Source organism: Singulisphaera rosea (genome assembly GCF_054877945.1).
Genome location: NZ_JBTYIP020000010.1, coordinates 134,108 through 152,487 on the forward strand (window position 1 = coordinate 134,108; position 18,380 = coordinate 152,487).

Annotated in this window: 13 protein-coding genes; 10 read left to right on the plus strand and 3 right to left on the minus strand. The window is 65.3% G+C overall.

From position 1 onward, the window contains the following. Positions 1-39: 39 nt before the first annotated feature. Entirely contained in the window at positions 40-612 is a 573-nt protein-coding gene (locus ACYOEI_RS18535; RefSeq protein WP_462851035.1) for a carboxymuconolactone decarboxylase family protein, read from the minus strand. A 179-nt stretch (positions 613-791) separates the two neighbouring features. After that, a complete protein-coding gene (locus ACYOEI_RS18540; RefSeq protein ID WP_462851036.1) occupies positions 792-1,370 on the minus strand; it encodes a hypothetical protein in 579 nt (192 codons plus the stop codon). Between ACYOEI_RS18540 and ACYOEI_RS18545 the strand changes: the two genes are divergently transcribed. Then, positions 1,351-1,860, plus strand: coding sequence for a HupE/UreJ family protein (locus ACYOEI_RS18545; RefSeq protein WP_462851169.1), 510 nt, complete (start codon positions 1,351-1,353; stop codon positions 1,858-1,860). The two genes, ACYOEI_RS18540 and ACYOEI_RS18545, sit on opposite strands and share 20 nt — an antisense overlap. 240 nt (positions 1,861-2,100) lie before the next feature. Then, positions 2,101-2,355, plus strand: coding sequence for a hypothetical protein (locus ACYOEI_RS18550; protein WP_462851037.1), 255 nt, complete (start codon positions 2,101-2,103; stop codon positions 2,353-2,355). A 105-nt stretch (positions 2,356-2,460) separates the two neighbouring features. Here the strand turns inward: ACYOEI_RS18550 and ACYOEI_RS18555 are convergent, their stop codons facing one another. Continuing rightward, positions 2,461-4,179 (minus strand): hypothetical protein, encoded by a 1,719-nt coding sequence (locus tag ACYOEI_RS18555; RefSeq protein ID WP_462851038.1) that lies wholly within the window; start codon positions 4,177-4,179, stop codon positions 2,461-2,463. Positions 4,180-4,464: 285 nt separating this feature from the next. On the opposite strand from ACYOEI_RS18555, the gene ACYOEI_RS18560 reads away from it, so the two are divergent. The 8 genes from ACYOEI_RS18560 to ACYOEI_RS18595 all read left to right on the plus strand — a co-directional run bounded on the left by ACYOEI_RS18560 (position 4,465) and on the right by ACYOEI_RS18595 (position 18,224). Then, complete coding sequence (locus ACYOEI_RS18560; protein WP_462851039.1) at positions 4,465-7,815, plus strand: sigma-70 family RNA polymerase sigma factor; 3,351 nt, start codon at positions 4,465-4,467, stop codon at positions 7,813-7,815. A 141-nt stretch (positions 7,816-7,956) separates the two neighbouring features. Beyond that, positions 7,957-8,985 (plus strand): LLM class flavin-dependent oxidoreductase, encoded by a 1,029-nt coding sequence (locus ACYOEI_RS18565; protein WP_462851040.1) that lies wholly within the window; start codon positions 7,957-7,959, stop codon positions 8,983-8,985. A 545-nt stretch (positions 8,986-9,530) separates the two neighbouring features. Then, positions 9,531-10,670, plus strand: a complete 1,140-nt coding sequence (gene metK / locus ACYOEI_RS18570) for a methionine adenosyltransferase (RefSeq protein ID WP_462851041.1) — start codon at positions 9,531-9,533, stop codon at positions 10,668-10,670. A gap of 534 nt (positions 10,671-11,204) precedes the next feature. Then, positions 11,205-12,425: a galactokinase gene (gene galK, locus ACYOEI_RS18575; RefSeq protein WP_462851042.1), complete on the plus strand. Its 1,221-nt coding sequence runs from the start codon at positions 11,205-11,207 to the stop codon at positions 12,423-12,425. Positions 12,426-12,877: 452 nt separating this feature from the next. Beyond that, positions 12,878-15,373 (plus strand): PSD1 and planctomycete cytochrome C domain-containing protein, encoded by a 2,496-nt coding sequence (locus ACYOEI_RS18580; RefSeq protein WP_462851043.1) that lies wholly within the window; start codon positions 12,878-12,880, stop codon positions 15,371-15,373. A 23-nt stretch (positions 15,374-15,396) separates the two neighbouring features. After that, entirely contained in the window at positions 15,397-16,827 is a 1,431-nt protein-coding gene (locus ACYOEI_RS18585) for a DUF1501 domain-containing protein (protein WP_462851044.1), read from the plus strand. A gap of 42 nt (positions 16,828-16,869) precedes the next feature. After that, positions 16,870-17,586 carry an SMI1/KNR4 family protein gene (locus ACYOEI_RS18590; RefSeq protein WP_462851045.1) on the plus strand — a complete coding sequence of 239 codons (717 nt, stop codon included), beginning with the start codon at positions 16,870-16,872 and terminating at the stop codon, positions 17,584-17,586. Positions 17,587-17,795: 209 nt separating this feature from the next. Further along, positions 17,796-18,224 carry a DUF2784 domain-containing protein gene (locus tag ACYOEI_RS18595; protein ID WP_462851046.1) on the plus strand — a complete coding sequence of 143 codons (429 nt, stop codon included), beginning with the start codon at positions 17,796-17,798 and terminating at the stop codon, positions 18,222-18,224. Positions 18,225-18,380 lie beyond the last annotated feature (156 nt).

Consider the following 18,380-nt stretch of genomic DNA (forward strand, 5'->3'; position numbering starts at 1 on the left):
TTCATCCCGAGCCGGATTTCCCCCGAGCCTCCGCCAGGTCTACTCCGCCGGCCACTCGCCCTTGATCTTGCTGAAGTCAAACTTCGCGTACCCATCCTCGGCCAGGCGAATCCCCGACTCGACGTAAGCCGAGGGTTCCTCGGGCGACCAAGTCCCTAATCCATCCACGTATCTATTGAACATGCAGAACGCCGCGGCGATGAGGACCGTGTCGTGGATCGCCCGGTCGTCCGCACCTTCGGCCCTTGCGCGTTCGACGTCCTCGGGCTGGACCAGACGGCCGTCGCGCCGGACCTTGTCGGCGATGGTGAGCAAGGCCTTCAGCTTGGGCGAAACCGGAGCGTCGACCCCTTCGGCAAGGACCTGGTCGACCACGTTGCGTTGCTCGCCGAAATGGGCCCGCGCGGCCGCGGCGTGGGACTGGCAGCAGAATCGGCATTCGTTGCCCGCCGAGACATACGCCGCGATCGTCTCGCGCTCGGCAGATGTCAGGGAAGACGGGCTTCGGAGCAGGACCTCGGCCAGATTGTTCAGGTGCTTCGCAGTCTCGGGATAGGCGGCCATCGGGCCGATAATACCGGGGGCGCCTTCGGGCAGGGCAATGTGTGCCATGTCTCGGCCTCGGGGATCCTGGAAGAATCGATTTGCGAGACGAGGATTATCCTGGATGCGGCCGAGGTAAACAACCGGGCGGATCTGGCCGGCTCGCGGACCTCGACAATCTTAATTTTGGATACTCTCGTCTCAGTTCAGAGGTTTAATATATTTTATCAGCCCACCTCAAACCCGTGTCACTTCAATCCTCGGCTTCTCACAACAACAACAACAACAACAACAACAACAACAACACGAGCACCACAAGAAACGCTTATCCACAGCGGATGCCGCTTACCACAGAGGAAACGCAAGACCTCCCCGATTTCACCCGAGTCCATCGGCGCCATCTGCGGATCGTCTTTCATTCCCACATTTCTGATCCCAGCCTTATCCGCCTGATCGAATTCGAGGCGGAAGTGCCTCCCGGCGCACTCGAGCACCGGCCGATGATCGAGAATCATCACCAGGCCGAGATCGCCGTCTATCTGGTGAACTGCCTGCGCCCACGCGATCCAGGCATCCGCATCGTCACCCAGGATCGTGATCTCGATCAATCGTCGTACCGGCTGGACTTTGCCCTCGGCAGCGAACCGACGACCTCCCAAGCCCCAACGCAACCAAGGGATTGGTCGGGGATGCTCTCGGTGCTCGCGACCTTTTTCGGTCGAGGCGTCCAACACATCCAGAGCGGGTACGACCACCTCCTGTTCATCAGCCTCCTTGTCCTCGGCCGCGAAGACACTCTGAGACTTGGTGAAGGTCGTCACGGCCATCACGCTGGCCCACTCGATCACCTTGACGCTGACGGCCCTGGATCTCATACGCGTCCCGGAATGGGTCGTCGAGCCGGTGATCGCGGGGAGCATCGTCTTCGTGGCGATCCAGAACCTGTTCAGGCCGGACTCTTCCCGAGGTCGAAGCCGACTGGCTGCGGCCTTCGTCCTCGGGCTCTTTCACGGGATGGGCTTCGCCGGAGGCCTGCTCGATCTCCTGCAGGGCCTGCCGAAGCCGATGATCCTCCTGGCGATCCTCGGCTTCAGCATCGGTGTCGAGGACATTCGGTGTCGAGGACATATCGCCTTCGATCACGCTCCAACGGATCGGTTCGGCGATCATCTTGGTGGCGGGGTTCTCCTATGTTTGCGTGACCCTCTCGGCCATTCCCTGAGGATCGGCCCGGGGAAGCGACAAACCTCGGCAGCTGTCCGTCCATTTTCAGGACAGCTTCGACGAGCCGCGCGGCAGGGGCTCCACGTAGCCTGAGCAATGCGGCATGGACTTGGCCGGCATTAAGGATTATGACATTTCTATGGACACCCGGATTGGTTGCGAATACGATTAAGTTTCGCCCCACACCGGATTCCGTCTGTTGAACCATTCGGTGAGTCCGGCTCCGTCCGTCGCGTCATCGTCACGGGTGGAATCGGCAGGGCACCTCGTCTCTCGGTCACTCACTTAGCGACGAATCCTTAAGGCTCGGACTCCATCGAGGATGAGGGTGCGATGTCGCACAAATTAAAAGGCCAGCTCAAAGCGGAATGGGTCATCGCGAAGGCAAGCCCCGACCGGGTCTTGTACTGGCTCGAAGAGGCCAAGCGCGGGCGGCAGCGCTGGTGGTTGATGATCTTCAAGCCATCCAAGCGCCGATACCTCGACGGCTTCATCGAGACGCTCGAGGCCCATTTGAACCCGGCTCCGAAGCCCGATCCGGCGTCGAGGTCAGGCCGACGATCCTCGAGCCGTTCTCGACGGGAGTGAGCTCGACTCGCGGCCGATCCGGGGCCCGGCACGGTCGGCCGGGACGTTCGGACCGTCCGAAGATAGGGCAGGGAACGGCGGGCGGGGAGCATTCCGGACCTCCCGTCAACCCTCCTCGTGCACCAGATCGCCTTCGCGAATTCGCCTACGGGCTCCGAGTCGATCGTGAGGCGACGGAGCCCCGGGACGCGCCTCGCCCTTCCTTCGCCAGACTTCGATGGCCCCGAATTTGGCCTCGGGTTGATAATGCGCCCGGACCGTCTGCTCGATCAAACCGATGTCGAAGGTCGGGTCGGGACCGACCTCGCCGGGCGACCAGACGACGACCGAGTCGGGACATTGCCGCAAGGCCTCGGCAAATCGGGGCTGATCCTCGGCGTTTACCATGCGGAGCCACGCCAAGGACTCGGCCGGGAACGCCGAAGGTCGGTCGACGGACGCGGTGAGTGCCGGATCCCCTTTGAGGACGTTGGCCACGCGGGTCGCGGGCAAGGTCGTTTCCCTGAGATAGTTCAGGACAGCCCGGTAATCGCGCCAGGGATAGTACGCCGAGGTTGCGACAGTCCCCGCCCGATAGCCGTAGGGCGGAGCTTCGGGGATCCCGCCCTGGCGGAGGATCGCGATCGCTCGCCAGGCCCCACCCAGGATGCAGTTGTACGGGCGGATCGTCGTCCCCAGGGAGAGGATCGTCAGGATCGCCACCAACTGGAGCGAAGGCGACGGCCGCCGCAACGTCAGGACCAGCGACGCGACGGCGGTCAGGCTGATCGACCAGACCAGCGTCAAGGGGATGTCCAGGTACGAGTGCGGGAACGGGCTCAACGGCTTGTACAAGGTGACTCCCGCCAGGGCCGTCCCCCAGGTCAGGGCCATCCTCCTCATCGAGGTGCCGGCCGACCGGCCGAGGATCAGGAGGGCCGCGGGGACAAAAGCGAGGCGCATCGGCATGACCTGGAAGAACCAGCCGGTCAACGCCCTGGACACCGTGACCTGGTTATACCGGCTCCCATAACCGACCAGCCGGAGCCCGCGCACGAAGTCGGGGACGACCCCCGCCAGCACGAGCGGGAGGAACGCGAGGGCGAGAAAGACGACGAAGGCGACGGCCCACTCCACGAGCGCCCGGGCCGTGTCCGCCCACGGCCCTCCCGGCCGACGCGCCGACTCGTCGACCGCCAGCACGAGCGCCGGCAGGAACAGCACCGTCTGGGGTCGGAAGGTCACCGCCAGGGCGAAGGCGAGGGCCGAGGCCAGGCGCCCGGCACGGCCCCTCCACCCCTCCGCGGCCAGCAGGCCCAGGACGGCGAAGCAGGGCCCGTGCCAGTCCTTCTGGCCGGTATGGGCATAGTCCAGCCCCAGGTAATAGCTCAGGAAGGTGAGGTACCCGACCAACCCCGGCACGATCGCCCCGATCCGGGCCCGGCTCCAGGCGAAGAGCGACAGGCCGAGCGCGATCAGCAACCCCGCATCGAAGGCATAGAAGGGGACGGTCCGCCCCCAGCCGGCCACCTTCCCCAGCGCCCAGAAGAGATAGATCGAGCCGGGAAAGTTATTGCACCGCATGTCGCGGTAAGGCAACCTCCCGAGATCCCAGGCCCGGGCCATCGTCCCGTGGACGTCGTGATCCGCCCAGAATGGCCAGGTGAGGTAGTGCGGGACCCACGTCGCAAGCTGGACCGCGACGAGCCCGAGCAAGGACAAGGCGAGCGGTCCCCGCAGGACCCAGGCCGAGAACCCATCCCCCGAGTCCGTCTCGGCCGACGCGGGTGGCTGATCCTGACGAGTGCCCACGCCCTCGCGAATCAAGGCGTCAATCCCTGACATCCCAAGAGGCTCCTCAGCCGCAGTTCATCCGTGTTGAAAACGCTTCTAGCCATGTCCAAACCTAGTCGCGAGCCTAACTCCGGGGTCGAGGTCCCTCCGAGGTGGCGACGTCGTCCATTCTCCCCGGTCCCTCGTCCGAGGGCGAGGGGTCTTTCCAATCGACCCGGAGCGAGGCTAGCGCCTCTCTCGAAACCCTGCGGATCTCGGAATTCGAAGATTCCGGGAATAATCGGGGGCCCACCGGGCACTCTCGTGCAAATGACGACGAAGTGAGGGTTGGGATTGATGGCGAACAAGGCGACGATGAGCGTCCTCAAGCAGGTCGAGGCCCTCTTCCAACAAGGGGGTTCGGGCTCTGGCCTGACCGACGGAGAGTTGCTCGGCCGGTTCGCCGATCGCCCCCGGCAAGAGACGTTTGGCGAGGCAGCGTTCGCGGCGATCGTCGACCGCCACGGCGGGATGGTCCTGCGGGCCTGCCGGCGTGTCCTCGGAGACGAGCACGCAGCCCAGGATGCCGCACAGGCCACGTTCCTGGTCCTGGCGCTTCGCGCCCACTCGATCGGCAGACGCGAGTCGGTCGGGGCCTGGCTGCATGGCGTTGCGCTCCGCGTCGCGGCCAAGTCTCGGGTTGCGACGGCCCGGCGGCGGGTCAACGAGCGCCGAGGCGGCGAGATCGCGGCAGGACGAATGGACCGCCAAGCCGATCTCGACCCCGACCGCTGGGCCGAACTCCACGAGGAGTTGGGCCGACTCCCGGAACCGTTCCGAGGCCCCGTCGTCCTCTGCGACCTCGAGGGCCTGACCCAGGAGCAGGCCGCCGCACAGCTCCGCATCCCGCTCGGGACCGTCCAGAGCCGGCTGGCCCGAGGCCGGGCCAAGCTCAAGGTGCGCCTGACCGCCCGGGGCATCGCCCCGGCCTCCGGGGCCCTCGGGCTGGGTCTCTCCTCCTCGACGGCGACGGCCATGCCTCCGTCGTGGATCGAGGCGACGACCAGGGCCGCCGTCCAATTCACCATCCGAGGGAGCGAGGCCGTCAAGGCCGGCGCGTCGCCGGCATCCGCCGGCCTCGCGTGGGAGGTCTTGCGGACGATGAAACTCCTCAATCTGGGCGCCGCCCTGGCAACGACGCTGCTCGTCGCCCTTGCGCTCGCCGGCGCGGCCGCGCTGGCACGATCCGAGTCAGATGCGCCTGCTCCCAATCAGGTGGCTGCGAAGAAGGTGCTGGCCGTCGCACCCGAGCCCACTGCAAAACCAACGATGCCCGGCTCTCCAGAGTCGATCACGGTGCGAGGGATCGTCCGGGACGACAAAGGTCGTCCCCTCGCCAAGGCCTGGATCGGAAGCAGCCCTCGGCGGCTCAACGATACCTGGGAATCCCCTCGGCCGGAGGACATCCGCGAGCGTCCGGAGCCGTTCCGCGACGCGAAGGGGGTCGTCATCCCTCCCGGCCGCATCGGGAAGTATTTCGAGGCCCGATCCCCGAACGGCGCGTGGCGACCGATCAGCCCCGACGACATCCGACCCTGGGAGGGGATCGTGCTGAGCGGGGGAGGGGCCCTCTCCGAGGAGGAAGCCGCCAAACTCAACAGCCCGTACAGCATCCGAGTCGCCAAGGGGAGCTGGTGGATGAGCTCCTTGCCCGGGAACCAGAATGCCGACCGTACCGACGCCGAAGGCCGTTTCACCTGCGTCTTCCCGCGCTTCGGCAGCAACCGGACCAAGCTCCACTTCGCCTCGCCCGACTTCACCCTCCAGGCGATTCAGGTCGTCCCGACCAGTGACCCGGGAAAGCCGCTCGATATCGCCCTCCAGCCGACGCGACTCGTCCAGACTCGGGTCATCGAGGCCCCCAGGGACGACCCGAAGGTTTCCCTGCGTTGGTTCGCAACTCGCTTGGATGCGACGGGCGAGGCCCGTGAGGAGTGGCAGGACTGGATCCTGCCCGATCCGAATGCCAACGAGCCCGACCACGTGAAGCGCCGCCTCGAAACCCGACTCCCGGCCGGTCGCTACAGGATCGGCTTCGAATCGTTGACGTTGCAACGCTCGGTCGACATCGAAGTCTCCCCCGGTGAGGCTCCGCTCGAGCTCCCCGACATCACGCTCGAGAGTTTTGCGAGCCTCCGGATGATCGGCCAGTCCGCGGCGAAGATCGACGCCACCAACCTCGAAGGGAGGCCGGTCAACCTGGCCGACTTCCGCGGCGAGGTGGTCGTCCTCGATTTCTGGGCCGCCTGGAGTGGCCCTTGCATCGAGAGGATGTCTCTCCTGATGGAGTTACACAAAAGATTCAAGGACAAGCATCTGGTGATCCTCGCGCTACACGACGGCTCGATCACCTCGGCCGAGGACTACCGAAAGGCCATTGAGCCGATCCAGCGAGCCCATTGGGGAGGTGCCGACCTACCCTTCCGCGTGCTGATCGACCAGCCCCAGGCCCGCTCAAGGCCCCTCCCCGTTGGTGGCGGCCTGGGCCAGAAAGGCTCGGGACGTTCGGCGGAGACCTATGAGATCTTGAATTGGCCCTCGACCTTCGTGATCGCCACGGACGGAACGCTCGTCGGGAAATTCGAAGGGCGAGATGACCTCGAGGGGGCGTTGGAGGATCAGTTCGGCCTCCCTCGTTCCAAGCCCTCGAGGCCGATTGCGAGCAGCCGATCCGAGCCCCCGCCAATCCACCGCGATGTGGCCGTCAAGGGCAAGGTCGTCGGGACGAACGGCGATCCGGTGCCAGGTGCTTGGCTCGTGCCGCAAGACGTCTCCTCTCGCGAGAAACGCATCAGGACCGGCCCCAAGGGGGAGTTCGCGTTCACTATTGAAAAGGTTCTCATTGATCATTTCTGGGTTCGCGTCGAGGCCGAGGGGCTGGCGGCGGCGTTGTTTCGGATCGAGTCGTCGGGGCTAGTCCCTCGCCCTCTCAGGCTGGGGGTTGGGGTCGCCGTCAAAGGCCGATTGGCTCGGGACGGCAAGCCGGTCGCGGACATCCCCATCACGCTCCAGCAAGCCGCCGGAGACTGGGAGGGATCCCCGATCTACCTGGAGACCAGGACCGACGCCCAGGGCCGATTCCTCTTCCCCCACGCGGGGGCCGCCAGGGCGATGTCGCTGGCAGCGACCACGGGGAGCTTCAAGGACCAGGGGGCCTTCGTCCCTCGACGCTTCAAGAGCGGCACCGACGGGACGACCGTGGAGCTCGGGGATCTCGAAGTCAGGGCAGGGCGTCGGCTCGCAGGCCGGGTCGTGTTCTCGGACGGGAAGGCGATCCCCGCGAAGACCACGGTCATGGCCTCGACCGAGGGCGCCCCGGGCCTGCTCCGGGCGGAGGTCGATCGACGGGGGAGATTCGAGGTCCTCGGGCTGCCCGAGTGCGAGGTCTCGATCGCCGTCCGGTTCCCGGACACCTCGACCTGGCTTCCCGAGGGATACCGGCTCTCGTCCTCGAACAAGTGCCTCGACCCTTTGAATTCGGCCTTCATCGTCGGACGTCTCGATCGCGACGTCGCCGACCTGACCATCCTCTTCGAGCCCGGCGGGAACCCTCGGGGCGAGCGTGATCCCGGACGGCTCCTGGACTTCGCGGAGGCCAGGGCCGGGACGATCACCGCCGCTCCACCCGAGGCCTCCCCTGCGAAGTAACGCGGGACGCCACCTCGATGTCGACGCGGTCCCTTGGTCGCCCTCCCTATAATCGGGGTGACGGCCGCGTCGCCAAAGTTGGGCGGCCGGTGCTGAGGCCCACCCTCAAGGGCGGGAGCCTCGGTCCCCGGAGCGATTCGGATGAAAGACCTCGCCGACGTCCCGTTTTCGGTCCTGGACCTCGCCCCGATTTGCGAGGGGGGGTCGGTCTCGCAGGCCTTCCGGAACTCGCTCGACCTGGCCCAACACGCCGAGGCGTGGGGATACCAGCGATACTGGGTGGCCGAGCACCACAACATCCAGGGGATCGCCAGCGCGGCGACCTCGGTCGTGATCGGCCACATCGCGGGGGGGACGTCGAAGATCCGGGTCGGGTCCGGCGGGATCATGCTGCCGAACCACGCCCCCCTGGTGATCGCCGAGCAGTTCGGCACGCTCGAGGCCCTCTACCCCGGCCGGATCGACCTCGGGCTGGGACGAGCCCCCGGCGGCGATCAGAGGACAGCGTACGCCCTCCGCCGGAAGTCAGGAGGGAGCGGCGACACCTTCCCCGAGGACCTGCTCGAGCTCCAGTCGTACTTCCGCCCCGCGGCCCCCGGCCAGGCCGTCCGCGCAGTCCCCGGCGAAGGGCTCGACGTCCCGATCTGGCTGCTCGGCTCGAGCGACTTCAGCGCCCGCCTCGCGGCCGAGTTGGGTCTGCCGTTCGCGTTCGCCTCCCACTTCGCGCCGGACTACCTCGACGCGGCACTCGCTCTGTATCGCCGCTATTTCAAGCCCTCGGAATCGCTCGAAGTACCTCGAGTGATGGTCGGCGTGAACGTCTTCGCCGCCGAGACCGACGAGGAGGCCCGTCGCCTCTTCACGTCGCTCCAGCAAGCCTTCCTCAACCTCATCCGCGGCCGCCCCGGCCCGCTGCCTTCGCCCGTCGAGGACATCGACGAACTCTGGAGCTCCGCCGAGCGGGCGCACATCCACCGGATGACCCGAGTCTCCGCCGTCGGGTCGCCCGAGACGGTGCGCCGAGAGCTCCAGGCGATCGTCGCCGCAACGGATGCCGACGAGCTCATCCTCACCGGCCAGATCTTCGACCACCAGGCGCGCGTCCACTCGTTCGGGATCGCCGCCGAGATCCACAAGGCCCAACCCGAGCACGCGGGTCGACCGGCCTGAGTCGTCCCGAAGCCGGACCGCGAAGGGCGTCGATTCCTCGCCACCCCCTAGGCAACGCCCGCATAGTCATTATAAAATCGGGAACATGCTCAGGCCCTGGACGGTCGATCTTAACGCATCGACAACCCTGGGCCCGCGTGATCGCGAGGCGCCGATGCCTCGTCTGCCCAGCAACTGAGGCAACACCCCGTCGATACTTGCGGGTCCCCGAGCCGACCCGTCCGATCCTTGCGAGGATCAGCAGACCTTGGCAAGGAAGTGGCCCGCGAACCTTCCGAACGAACGCAACCAACCTCGAGATCTGTTCATTCCCACCCGAATCGCGGCCTTCCGGCGCGATTGCGAGCCCTGCCGATTATGACGGCTGCGGCGCCTCTTACATTCTCCCGAATCACTTTGGTAGAATTTCCGCTCGAATGCGCCGGGTTTGGGAGGGATGGCCAGCCCTGCCGATGATTGGGAAGATTTTCCACGCCACCGTGGAGACGAAAGGACCTTACGTGTCTCAACCAGACCGCTATTTATTTACCAGTGAATCTGTCTCGATGGGCCATCCCGACAAGATGGCGGACCAGATCTCCGACGGGATCCTGGACGCGATCCTGGCGCAGGATCCGACCGCCCGCGTCGCTTGCGAGAGCCTGCTGACGACCGGGCTGGTCTGCCTCGCGGGCGAGATCACGACCACGGCGCTGATCGACTATCCGACGATCGTCCGCCAGGTTGTGCGCGACATCGGGTACACCTCGAGCGAGATGGGCTTCGACGCCACGACCTGCGCGGTCCTGGTCGCGCTGGGCAAGCAGTCGCCCGACATCGCCCAGGGCGTCGACGAGAACAGCGAGAAGGGCAAGGACATCGGTGCCGGCGACCAGGGGATGATGTTCGGCTACGCGTGCAACGAGACGCCGGAGTTCATGCCGCTGCCGATCGCCCTGTCGCACCGGATCATCAACCGGATCACCGAACTGCGCCAGAACGGCACGATCCCCTGGCTCCGGCCCGACTCGAAGAGTCAGGTGACCGTCGAGTATGAAGGGGCGACCCCGGTCCGGATCAACACGGTCGTCGTCTCGACGCAGCACGACCCCGGCGTCTCGCACGCCGAGATCGTCGAGCGGGTCAAGAATGAGGTCATCCTGCCGGTTCTGCCGCCCGAGCTGGTCGACGCCAAGCTGATCCTCCACATCAACCCGACCGGCAACTTCGTGGTCGGCGGCCCGCACGGCGACTCCGGCGTCACGGGCCGGAAGATCATCGTCGACACCTACGGCGGCCGAGGTCGTCACGGCGGCGGCGCCTTCAGCGGCAAGGATCCCACGAAGGTCGACCGCTCGGCCGCCTACATGGCCCGCTACGTGGCCAAGAACATCGTCGCCTCCGGCCTGGCCGAGCGCTGCGAGATCCAGCTCGCCTACGCCATCGGCGTGTCCGAGCCGGTCAGCATCCACGTCGACACCGAAGGGACCGGCCAGATCCCCGACGCGGAGATCGCCGAGCTCGTCCGCAAGACCTTCCCGCTGACCCCGGCCGGCATCATCCGTCACCTCGACCTGCGCCGCCCGATCTACCGCAAGACCGCCTCCGGCGGCCACTTCGGTCGATCCGAGCCCGAGTTCACCTGGGAAGCGACCGACAAGGCCGCCGCCCTGCTCAAGGCCGCGGGACGAACGGCGATGGCTTGAGTAGGCAGTAGACATCGGGAGTAGACAGTAGGCAGTAGACAGTAGACAGCAGTCGGAAAGGGGAGGTTAGGGAGCCCTTCGGAACTCCCCGGTTGCCGTCGCTTGCGATGAGGGACCGATTCTCACCGGGATCCGCAACTACTGTCTACTGTCGGCGTCTCGCCGGAGTTTCCGTCTACTGTCCGCATGGTCGTGCATTGAATCCTGTGTCTCTCTTGACCACAACCTCTTTCTAGTCACACAAATCCTCCGACACGAGTTGGCTGACCTTTCATCACAATCTTCTGCCATTTTGCTTCCTGCACCCAACGACCCTTCCAAATCTAGCGATTTCTTACTCATACAACACCGGCTTTCAATTGCTCATACACCTTCCAAATCAACGGCCTACTTTCGTCCACTGAAGATCTAATGAGTACTGGCAAACAATTTCTACTTTAATTGAGCACTTAACAACGACGACCAAGCGCCCTTTAACGTCTCCCATTTTCCGATCTACTGTTTACTGCCTACTGCCTACTCCCTGGTATCGGAATGGCCCTGTCTCCCATCCAGCACCTATCCCTCGAGTCGTTTCAGGCGGCCTTTGGTGGCGAGCCGACGGCGTACGCCCAGGCGCCGGCGCGGGTGGAGTTGCTGGGGAATCACACGGACTATAACGGTGGGCTCGTCCTCGCGGCGGCCATCGACCGTGTGACGGTGGTGGTTGGCCGAGCCGCGTCCGGGCGCGTCTGTCGGGCTCGTTCGGTGAACTTCGCGCAAGGTGACCACTTCGATCTCGATGACCTGGGGGCCGATGAGTCGGGGTCGTGGGGCCGGTATGTCCGCGGTGTCGTCTGGGCCCTGAAAGAAGCTCGGGAGGGGAGATTCTCGGCTGGATTCGACGCCGTGATTGCCGGCGACGTGCCGCTCGGTGCGGGGCTCTCGAGCTCCGCGAGCTTGCAGGCTTCGCTCGCCATGTTCCTGAACGCGGCGGGCTTGCTCGGCGGAGGAGTAGGCCAAGGTGTCGACCTCGACGACTCGGCGCGCATGGCACTGGCGAAGACGCTCCGACGGAGCGAGAACGCGTATGTCGGCGTCCAGTCGGGACTCCTCGACCAGTTCTCGGTCCTCTTCGGCCGCGCGGGTTTCGCCCTCAGCCTCGACTGCCGCGACCTCGCGTACGAGCGGCTTCCCCTCGGCAACCCCGCGCCGGCGATCATCGTCTGCGACTCGAAGACGTCGCGACAGCTCGCCGACGGGATGTACAATCAAAGACGGCTCGAGTGCGAAAAAGTCGTGGCCTATTTCCAGGCCAAGCGAGGCCCGGAGGCCGCCTCCTGGCTCCGCGACATCTCGCTGGACGACCTCGCGTCGGTCTGGGATGACCTCGACCCGGTCGCAAGGCGCCGGGCCCGTCACGTCCTCACCGAGAATGATCGCGTCCGACGCGGGGCCGAGGCCCTCCGTCGGGGCAACCTGGCGGGCTTCGGTCGCTTGATGTCGGAGTCGCACGCCTCGAGCCGGGACGACTTCGAGAACAGTTCCAAGGCCCTGGATGCCCTCATCGAGGCCGCCGAGGGGGCCCCCGGCTTCCTCGGAGGCAAGCTCTCGGGAGCCGGATGGGCCGGTTGCACCGTCAACCTCGTCGACTCCGCCCGAGCCGACGTCTTCGCCGAATCCGTCCGCCAGGGCTATGCACAGCGAACGGGCATGCTCCCCGATATCCACGTCTGCCACGCCGCAGACGGCGCGTCGGGCCGCCTCCTCGCCTGAGCGATTCCATCAACCGAGCTTGATCCCCATTCACTCGCGCGCGAACGTTCCCGGCCGGCCCTGCCGTGCAGTGTGATGCGGGACGCCCGAGCCGGGTCGCCAAGGACTTCCGCTGGAGGAACTCGCGGGAGATCCTCAATTCCGTGGGGTTGAATTCCTTGAATTGAAGGATCTGATTGGCCATGCCCCCCGCATACGTTTAAGCGTTTGAAACGACGGCGTTCCAGAATGACAACGAACACGAGACTTGCAAACTTCACCCTCTTGGGAAATGCTAAAACGTGGCGATCAAGGCCCTGAGGATCTCTCCTGCCTCCCGGCTTTCTCGCAGGGGTCGCCACAAACTCTCCAGAGCCCCGACGCGACGGATTGGCGTCGTCCACCGCCCGACTTCGCCACCCCGGATCATCCCGCCCTGGACAGTCCTCGGTTCAGCTCATGAGGTATTCAAGGTGCGTTCACTGGGAACCGAGCTTGATTTGCCGCGAGGGGACGGGGCCCTGGTCCGTTTAGGAAGCCTCGCCCTGGCGATCCTCCTGGGACTGGGGCTCGCCAGCCCGACCCTGGCCGGGCCGACCGATGCCGAGGGCATCGCCTTCTTCGAAAAGAACATCCGCCCGATCCTGGTCGAGCGCTGCTACTCGTGCCACTCGACCCAGGCCAAGAAGATCCAGGGCGGATTATCGCTCGATACGAAGGCGGGGTGGGAGAAGGGGGGCGACCTCGGGACTTCGATCGAGCCCGGAGCCCCGGACAAGAGCCTCTTGATCGAAGCCGTCCGGTACAAGGACGACTTGAAGATGCCCCCGAAGGGGAAGCTCCCCGACCGCGAGGTCGCGTTGCTGACCCGCTGGGTCGCGATGGGGGCCCCCGACCCGAGGACCGGGGCGACGTCCGCCACATCGTCGCGGGGGATCGACCTCGAACGAGGCAAGGCGTTCTGGGCGTTCAAAGCGCCGATGGAGCCGGCCACCCCCGAGGTCGTGGACACCACCTGGCCGACGTCCACGCTCGATCGATTCACCCTCGCCGGGCTCGAAAAGCAGGGGCTTCGGCCGGCCCCACACACCGACAAGCGGACCTTGATCCGACGCGCCACCTTCGACCTGACCGGGCTCCCGCCTACTCCCGAAGACGTGGAGGCGTTCCTGGCGGATCGCTCGACGGACGCCTTCGCCAAGGTCATCGACCGGCTCCTCGCCTCGCCCCGGTACGGCGAGCGTTGGGGGAGGCACTGGCTCGACGTCGCCCGATACTCCGACTCGAACGGCCTGGACGAGAACACCGCCTATGGAAACGCCTGGCGGTATCGCGACTATGTCATCGCCTCGATGAACGCCGACAAGCCGTATGACCGGTTCCTCCTCGAACAGTTGGCCGGCGACCTCCTCTCCTCGGGGGCCTCGGAGGCCGAGACCCGTGAGCGCTGGATCGCAACCGGGTTCCTGTCGCTCGGTCCGAAAGTGCTGGCGGAGGTCGACGAGAAGAAGATGGAGATGGACATCGTCGACGAGCAGATCGACACGGTCGGTCGGGCCTTCATGGGCCTGACCCTCGGCTGTGCCCGCTGCCACGACCATAAGTTCGACCCAATCTCCACCGCCGACTATTACGGGCTGTCGGGCATCTTCCAGAGCACCCGGACGATGGAGTCGTTCACCAAGCTCGCGAAGTGGCACGAGTACCCAGCCCCCACCGAACAGGACAAGGCCCGCCTGGCCGAGCACGAAGCGGCCGTGAAGGCACGCAAAGCCGAGATCGAACGCGTCGTCGGTCAGGCAAACGACCGTCTCAAGGCCGAGCCGAAAGCGGGAGGTAAACTCCCGGAGATGCCCGAGTCGCTCTACCCCGAGGCGACGAAGGCCGAGCTCAAGAAGCTCCGCGACGCCCTGGCCGAGTTGGAAAAGACAGCGCCCGAGATGCCGACGATCATGGGGGTCAAGGAGGGCAAGGCCGTCGCGGCCAGGATCCAGATCCGAGGCAACCACCTGACCCTGGGTGACGAAGTCCCGAGGCGGTTCCCGACCGTCCTCACCTCGTCGAAGACGACGATCGACAAGGAACGGAGCGGACGCCTGGAGCTGGCGCGTTGGCTGGTCGACGGCTCCCACCCCCTCACCGCTCGGGTCATGGTCAACCGAATCTGGCGCTGGCACTTCGGCCAGGGCCTGGTTCTGACCCCCGACAACTTCGGCACGATCGGGGAGCGGCCGGCCAACCCGGCGCTCCTCGACTGGCTGGCACTCCGGTTCGTGGAAGGGGGATGGTCGATCAAGGCCATGCACCGCCTCATCATGCTCTCGAGCACCTACCAGGAAGGGAGTACTCACGACCCGAAGGCGATGCAGGTCGACCCAGAAAACCGGCTCCGCTGGCGCTGGGACCCTCGACGGCTCGAGGCCGAGGAGATCCGCGACGCCCTCCTGGCCGTCGGTGGAAGCCTCGATCCGACGATGCGAGGGCCCGTCCTCCACGTCAAGAACCGCGACTACCTCTTCGACCACACGTCCCTCGACCACACTCGCTACGACTCGAAGCGCCGGGCGGTCTACCTCCCGGTCATCCGGAACAACGTCTACGACGTCTTTCAGCTCTTCGACTTCTCCGACCCGACCGTGATGAGCGGGAACCGGGCCGTGACGACGGTCGCCTTGCAATCGCTGTTCATGATGAACAGCGACCTCGTCCACGACGTCGCCGGGCAATTAGCCCGTCGCGTGCTCGACCGAGGGGACCTGGACGACGCCGGGCGGGTCGGGATTCTCTTCGCGGAAGCCTACGGGCGACCGCCGACGGACCTCGAAACCGGCAAGGCCCTGGCATTCGTCGATCGCTACACGACTGCGGCGGGTCCGGAGGAAGGGGACGAGGCCAAGGGACGGCGGCTTGCCTGGCAGGCTTACTGTCAGATTGTCGTAGCCTCAAACGAGTTTATCTACATCCGATAACGCGGAGACGGGAGACTCTGGCCATGCAAGCCCCCACCCGATTGCCCTCCCGACGCCGGATGCTCCAGGATTGCGCGGCGGGCTTCGGCTCCCTCGCGATGGCCGCGATGTTGGCCGGGGAGTCGCGAGCCCCTGGGGCGGTCGCCGTACCGGCCCCCGATCCGCTGGCCCCCCGATCGCCCCATTTCGCCCCCAGGGCCAAGCGGGTGATCTTCCTGTTCATGACAGGAGGCCCGTCGCACATCGACACGTTCGACTACAAGCCATCCCTCCAGCGCGACGACGGCAAGCCCCTCCCGTTCGCGAAGCCGAGGGTCCAGTTCGCCGAGACCGGCAAGCTCCTCGGCTCCCCTTGGAAATTCAAACGGTATGGCGAGAGCGGGAGCTGGGTCAGCGAGTTGTTCCCCCATGTGGCGACCTGCGTCGACGACCTCTGCTTCCTCCACTCGCTGCACGGGACCAACGCCGCACACGGCGGGGCCCTCCTGAAGCTCCACACGGGGAGCGACAACTTCGTCCGCCCGAGCATGGGCTCCTGGCTCACCTACGGCCTCGGCACCGAGAACGCCAACCTGCCCGGCTTCATCACCATCTGCCCGACCCTCGCCCACGGCGGCGTCAAGAACTGGGGCTCGGCCTTCTTGCCCGCCCCCTACCAGGGCACCCCCCTGGGGAATGCCAGCATCCCCGCGGACAAGGCCCGCGTCAGCTACATCAAGAACAGCCACATCACGCCGAACCTCCAGCGCCTCCAGCTCGACATGCTCGCAGAGGTGAACCGCGACCACCTCGCCCAGGGTGGGGCCGACCAGGCCCTCGAAGGACGACTCGAGTCGTTCGAGCTGGCCTTCCGCATGCAGACCGAGATGCCCGAGATCGAGGACATCTCCGACGAGGCTCCCGCCACCCGCAAGGCCTACGGCCTCGACGACCCCGTCACGGCGAATTTCGGCCGTCAGTGCCTCCTCGCACGACGCTTCTCCGAACGCGGGGTCCGGTTCGTGCAGGCCACTCATAGCGACGCGTTCGTGCAGTGGGACCAGCACAGCGAGCTCAAGAAGGGCCACACCAAGAACTCCCGCGAGGTCGACCAGCCGATCGCCGCGTTGTTGAAAGACTTAAAAGCGCGTGGGCTCCTCGACGAAACGCTCGTCCTCTGGGGAGGCGAATTCGGCCGGACCCCGACCGCCCAGGGCACCGACGGCCGCGACCACAACCCCGAAGGCTTCACCATGTGGCTCGCCGGCGGCGGCGTCAAACCGGGCTTCCACTACGGGGCCACCGACGAGTACGGATACTACGCCGTCGACCAGAAAATGCACATCCATGACCTCCATGCGACCCTCCTCCACCTCCTGGGCCTCGACCACGAACGACTGACCTACCGCTACGCCGGCCGAGACTTCCGCCTCACCGACGTTTCTGGGCGAGTCGCTCACGAGATCTTCGCATAAAGGCGAAAAGAGCGTTTCACGGATGTCTGGCGATTGGGTGCTATGAAACTTAATATTCCGACCTTTCTGGATCTCTTCCTGAGGTCCAGTTTCTACAAACCTGCTACGGTGATCCTGAGCGTAGAGGAGCTAAACTTCGCAGGCCGAATGCTCGGCTTCCAGTTCGAGGGCCCTCCGCAGCAAATGATTGCCGGCCCCCCCGACGCCAATGGCGAAGCACCCTGGATACCGGTCGACAGCCCGATCACGGAGAGGATGGTCGCCGGATTTGAGAAATTCGTGGGTGCGTCCCTTCCCCCCGTGTTCAAGGAATATCTCCGTTTCAAGTCACTCCTCGGCATGGATCTCTACGAAGGGATCCTCCCCGACATCGATCCCCGTTATCCGCTGGAGTGGCTCGAATGGTGCGTCCTCCGGCAGGAACGTCCGCCATACCGGACGAAGCCTTGGCTGATCCCTTTGACCTACGGCCCCGCGGGATTGAGCGAACTCTGTCTGGACACGAGCCGACCCGACCGATCCGGCGACTACCCGCTCATCATCATCCATCACAATGAGTTCGACCAAGCCACCCCCGATAGCGAGCACTGGACGGTCGAGGACATCAGACAACGTCAGGTATTCGATAGCTTCGAGGCGTACTTCCAGTTCCTGTGCCATTGGCTGATCTTCAAGAGCGAGCCAAGGGGCGATGATTTCTTCCCGGACGGGTTGTCCCGTACCGGGAAGCCGAGGCCCCCAGAAATCTATTACTCGTAATCCAGCCACGAACTCCTCTCTCCGCCTTTCCCCAGTCCCGCGGCCTGCCTATGCGTTTACTCCTGAGCATCGGGCGTTACGGGACCGATGATTCGAAAGCCCTAGGTCTTTTGGATCTTTTCCAATCCGCATGGCACGACTTCCCGACAAATGCCCAGTCTTCGGGAAAGGACTCCTTCGAACTAACAAGAGACAGGCAGGAGGTCGGCATGCTCTGGGCACGCATCTTGGCGGACATCGTGGTGGTGGTCCACACGTTCTTCGTGGCCTTTGTGGTCCTCGGCATGGGGGCGATCGTGCTGGGATTGGTCCTTGGCTGGGGATGGGTGCGGAACTTCTGGTTTCGCGTGCTCCACCTGGCGGCGATCGGCGTCGTGGCGGCCCAGGCGCTGGTCGGGGTGATGTGCCCGCTCACGGTGCTGGAGAATCACCTGCGGCGGCTCGCGGGGCAGGAGACCTATCCGGGGGCCTTCATCGGATACTGGGCTCATCGGCTCATCTTCTTCCAGGGGGAACCCTGGGTCTTCACGGTGGCATACACCCTCTTCGGCGTCTCTGTGCTCGGGGCATTCCTCCTGGGGCCCCCACGCTGGCCCTGGAAACCGACGGTCGCGCGGGGAGAGGCGGCAAACCCTTGATTCGTCCCGAGCGAGGCGGGGATGATAGGGCGAGCCCGGGTCGGCTCGCGCCGGAAAGAAGCCGACGACGCAACAAGGCCCGACGGCCTTCGCGTCCGGCCATTGACGAACGTTCTCCGGGTTTGACGTCAAGCACGAGGTCGGACAGCCCCCCTC

Coding starts and splice junctions, on each gene's coding strand:
- ACYOEI_RS18590 (WP_462851045.1), top strand. CDS start 16,870: ATGAAACTTAATATTCCGACCTTTCTGGATCTCTTCCTGAGGTCCAGT.
- ACYOEI_RS18535 (WP_462851035.1), bottom strand. CDS start 612: ATGGCACACATTGCCCTGCCCGAAGGCGCCCCCGGTATTATCGGCCCG.
- ACYOEI_RS18595 (WP_462851046.1), top strand. CDS start 17,796: ATGCTCTGGGCACGCATCTTGGCGGACATCGTGGTGGTGGTCCACACG.
- ACYOEI_RS18560 (WP_462851039.1), top strand. CDS start 4,465: ATGGCGAACAAGGCGACGATGAGCGTCCTCAAGCAGGTCGAGGCCCTC.
- metK (WP_462851041.1), top strand. CDS start 9,531: ATGGGCCATCCCGACAAGATGGCGGACCAGATCTCCGACGGGATCCTG.
- ACYOEI_RS18565 (WP_462851040.1), top strand. CDS start 7,957: ATGAAAGACCTCGCCGACGTCCCGTTTTCGGTCCTGGACCTCGCCCCG.
- ACYOEI_RS18585 (WP_462851044.1), top strand. CDS start 15,397: ATGCAAGCCCCCACCCGATTGCCCTCCCGACGCCGGATGCTCCAGGAT.
- galK (WP_462851042.1), top strand. CDS start 11,205: ATGGCCCTGTCTCCCATCCAGCACCTATCCCTCGAGTCGTTTCAGGCG.
- ACYOEI_RS18540 (WP_462851036.1), bottom strand. CDS start 1,370: ATGGCCGTGACGACCTTCACCAAGTCTCAGAGTGTCTTCGCGGCCGAG.
- ACYOEI_RS18550 (WP_462851037.1), top strand. CDS start 2,101: ATGTCGCACAAATTAAAAGGCCAGCTCAAAGCGGAATGGGTCATCGCG.
- ACYOEI_RS18555 (WP_462851038.1), bottom strand. CDS start 4,179: ATGTCAGGGATTGACGCCTTGATTCGCGAGGGCGTGGGCACTCGTCAG.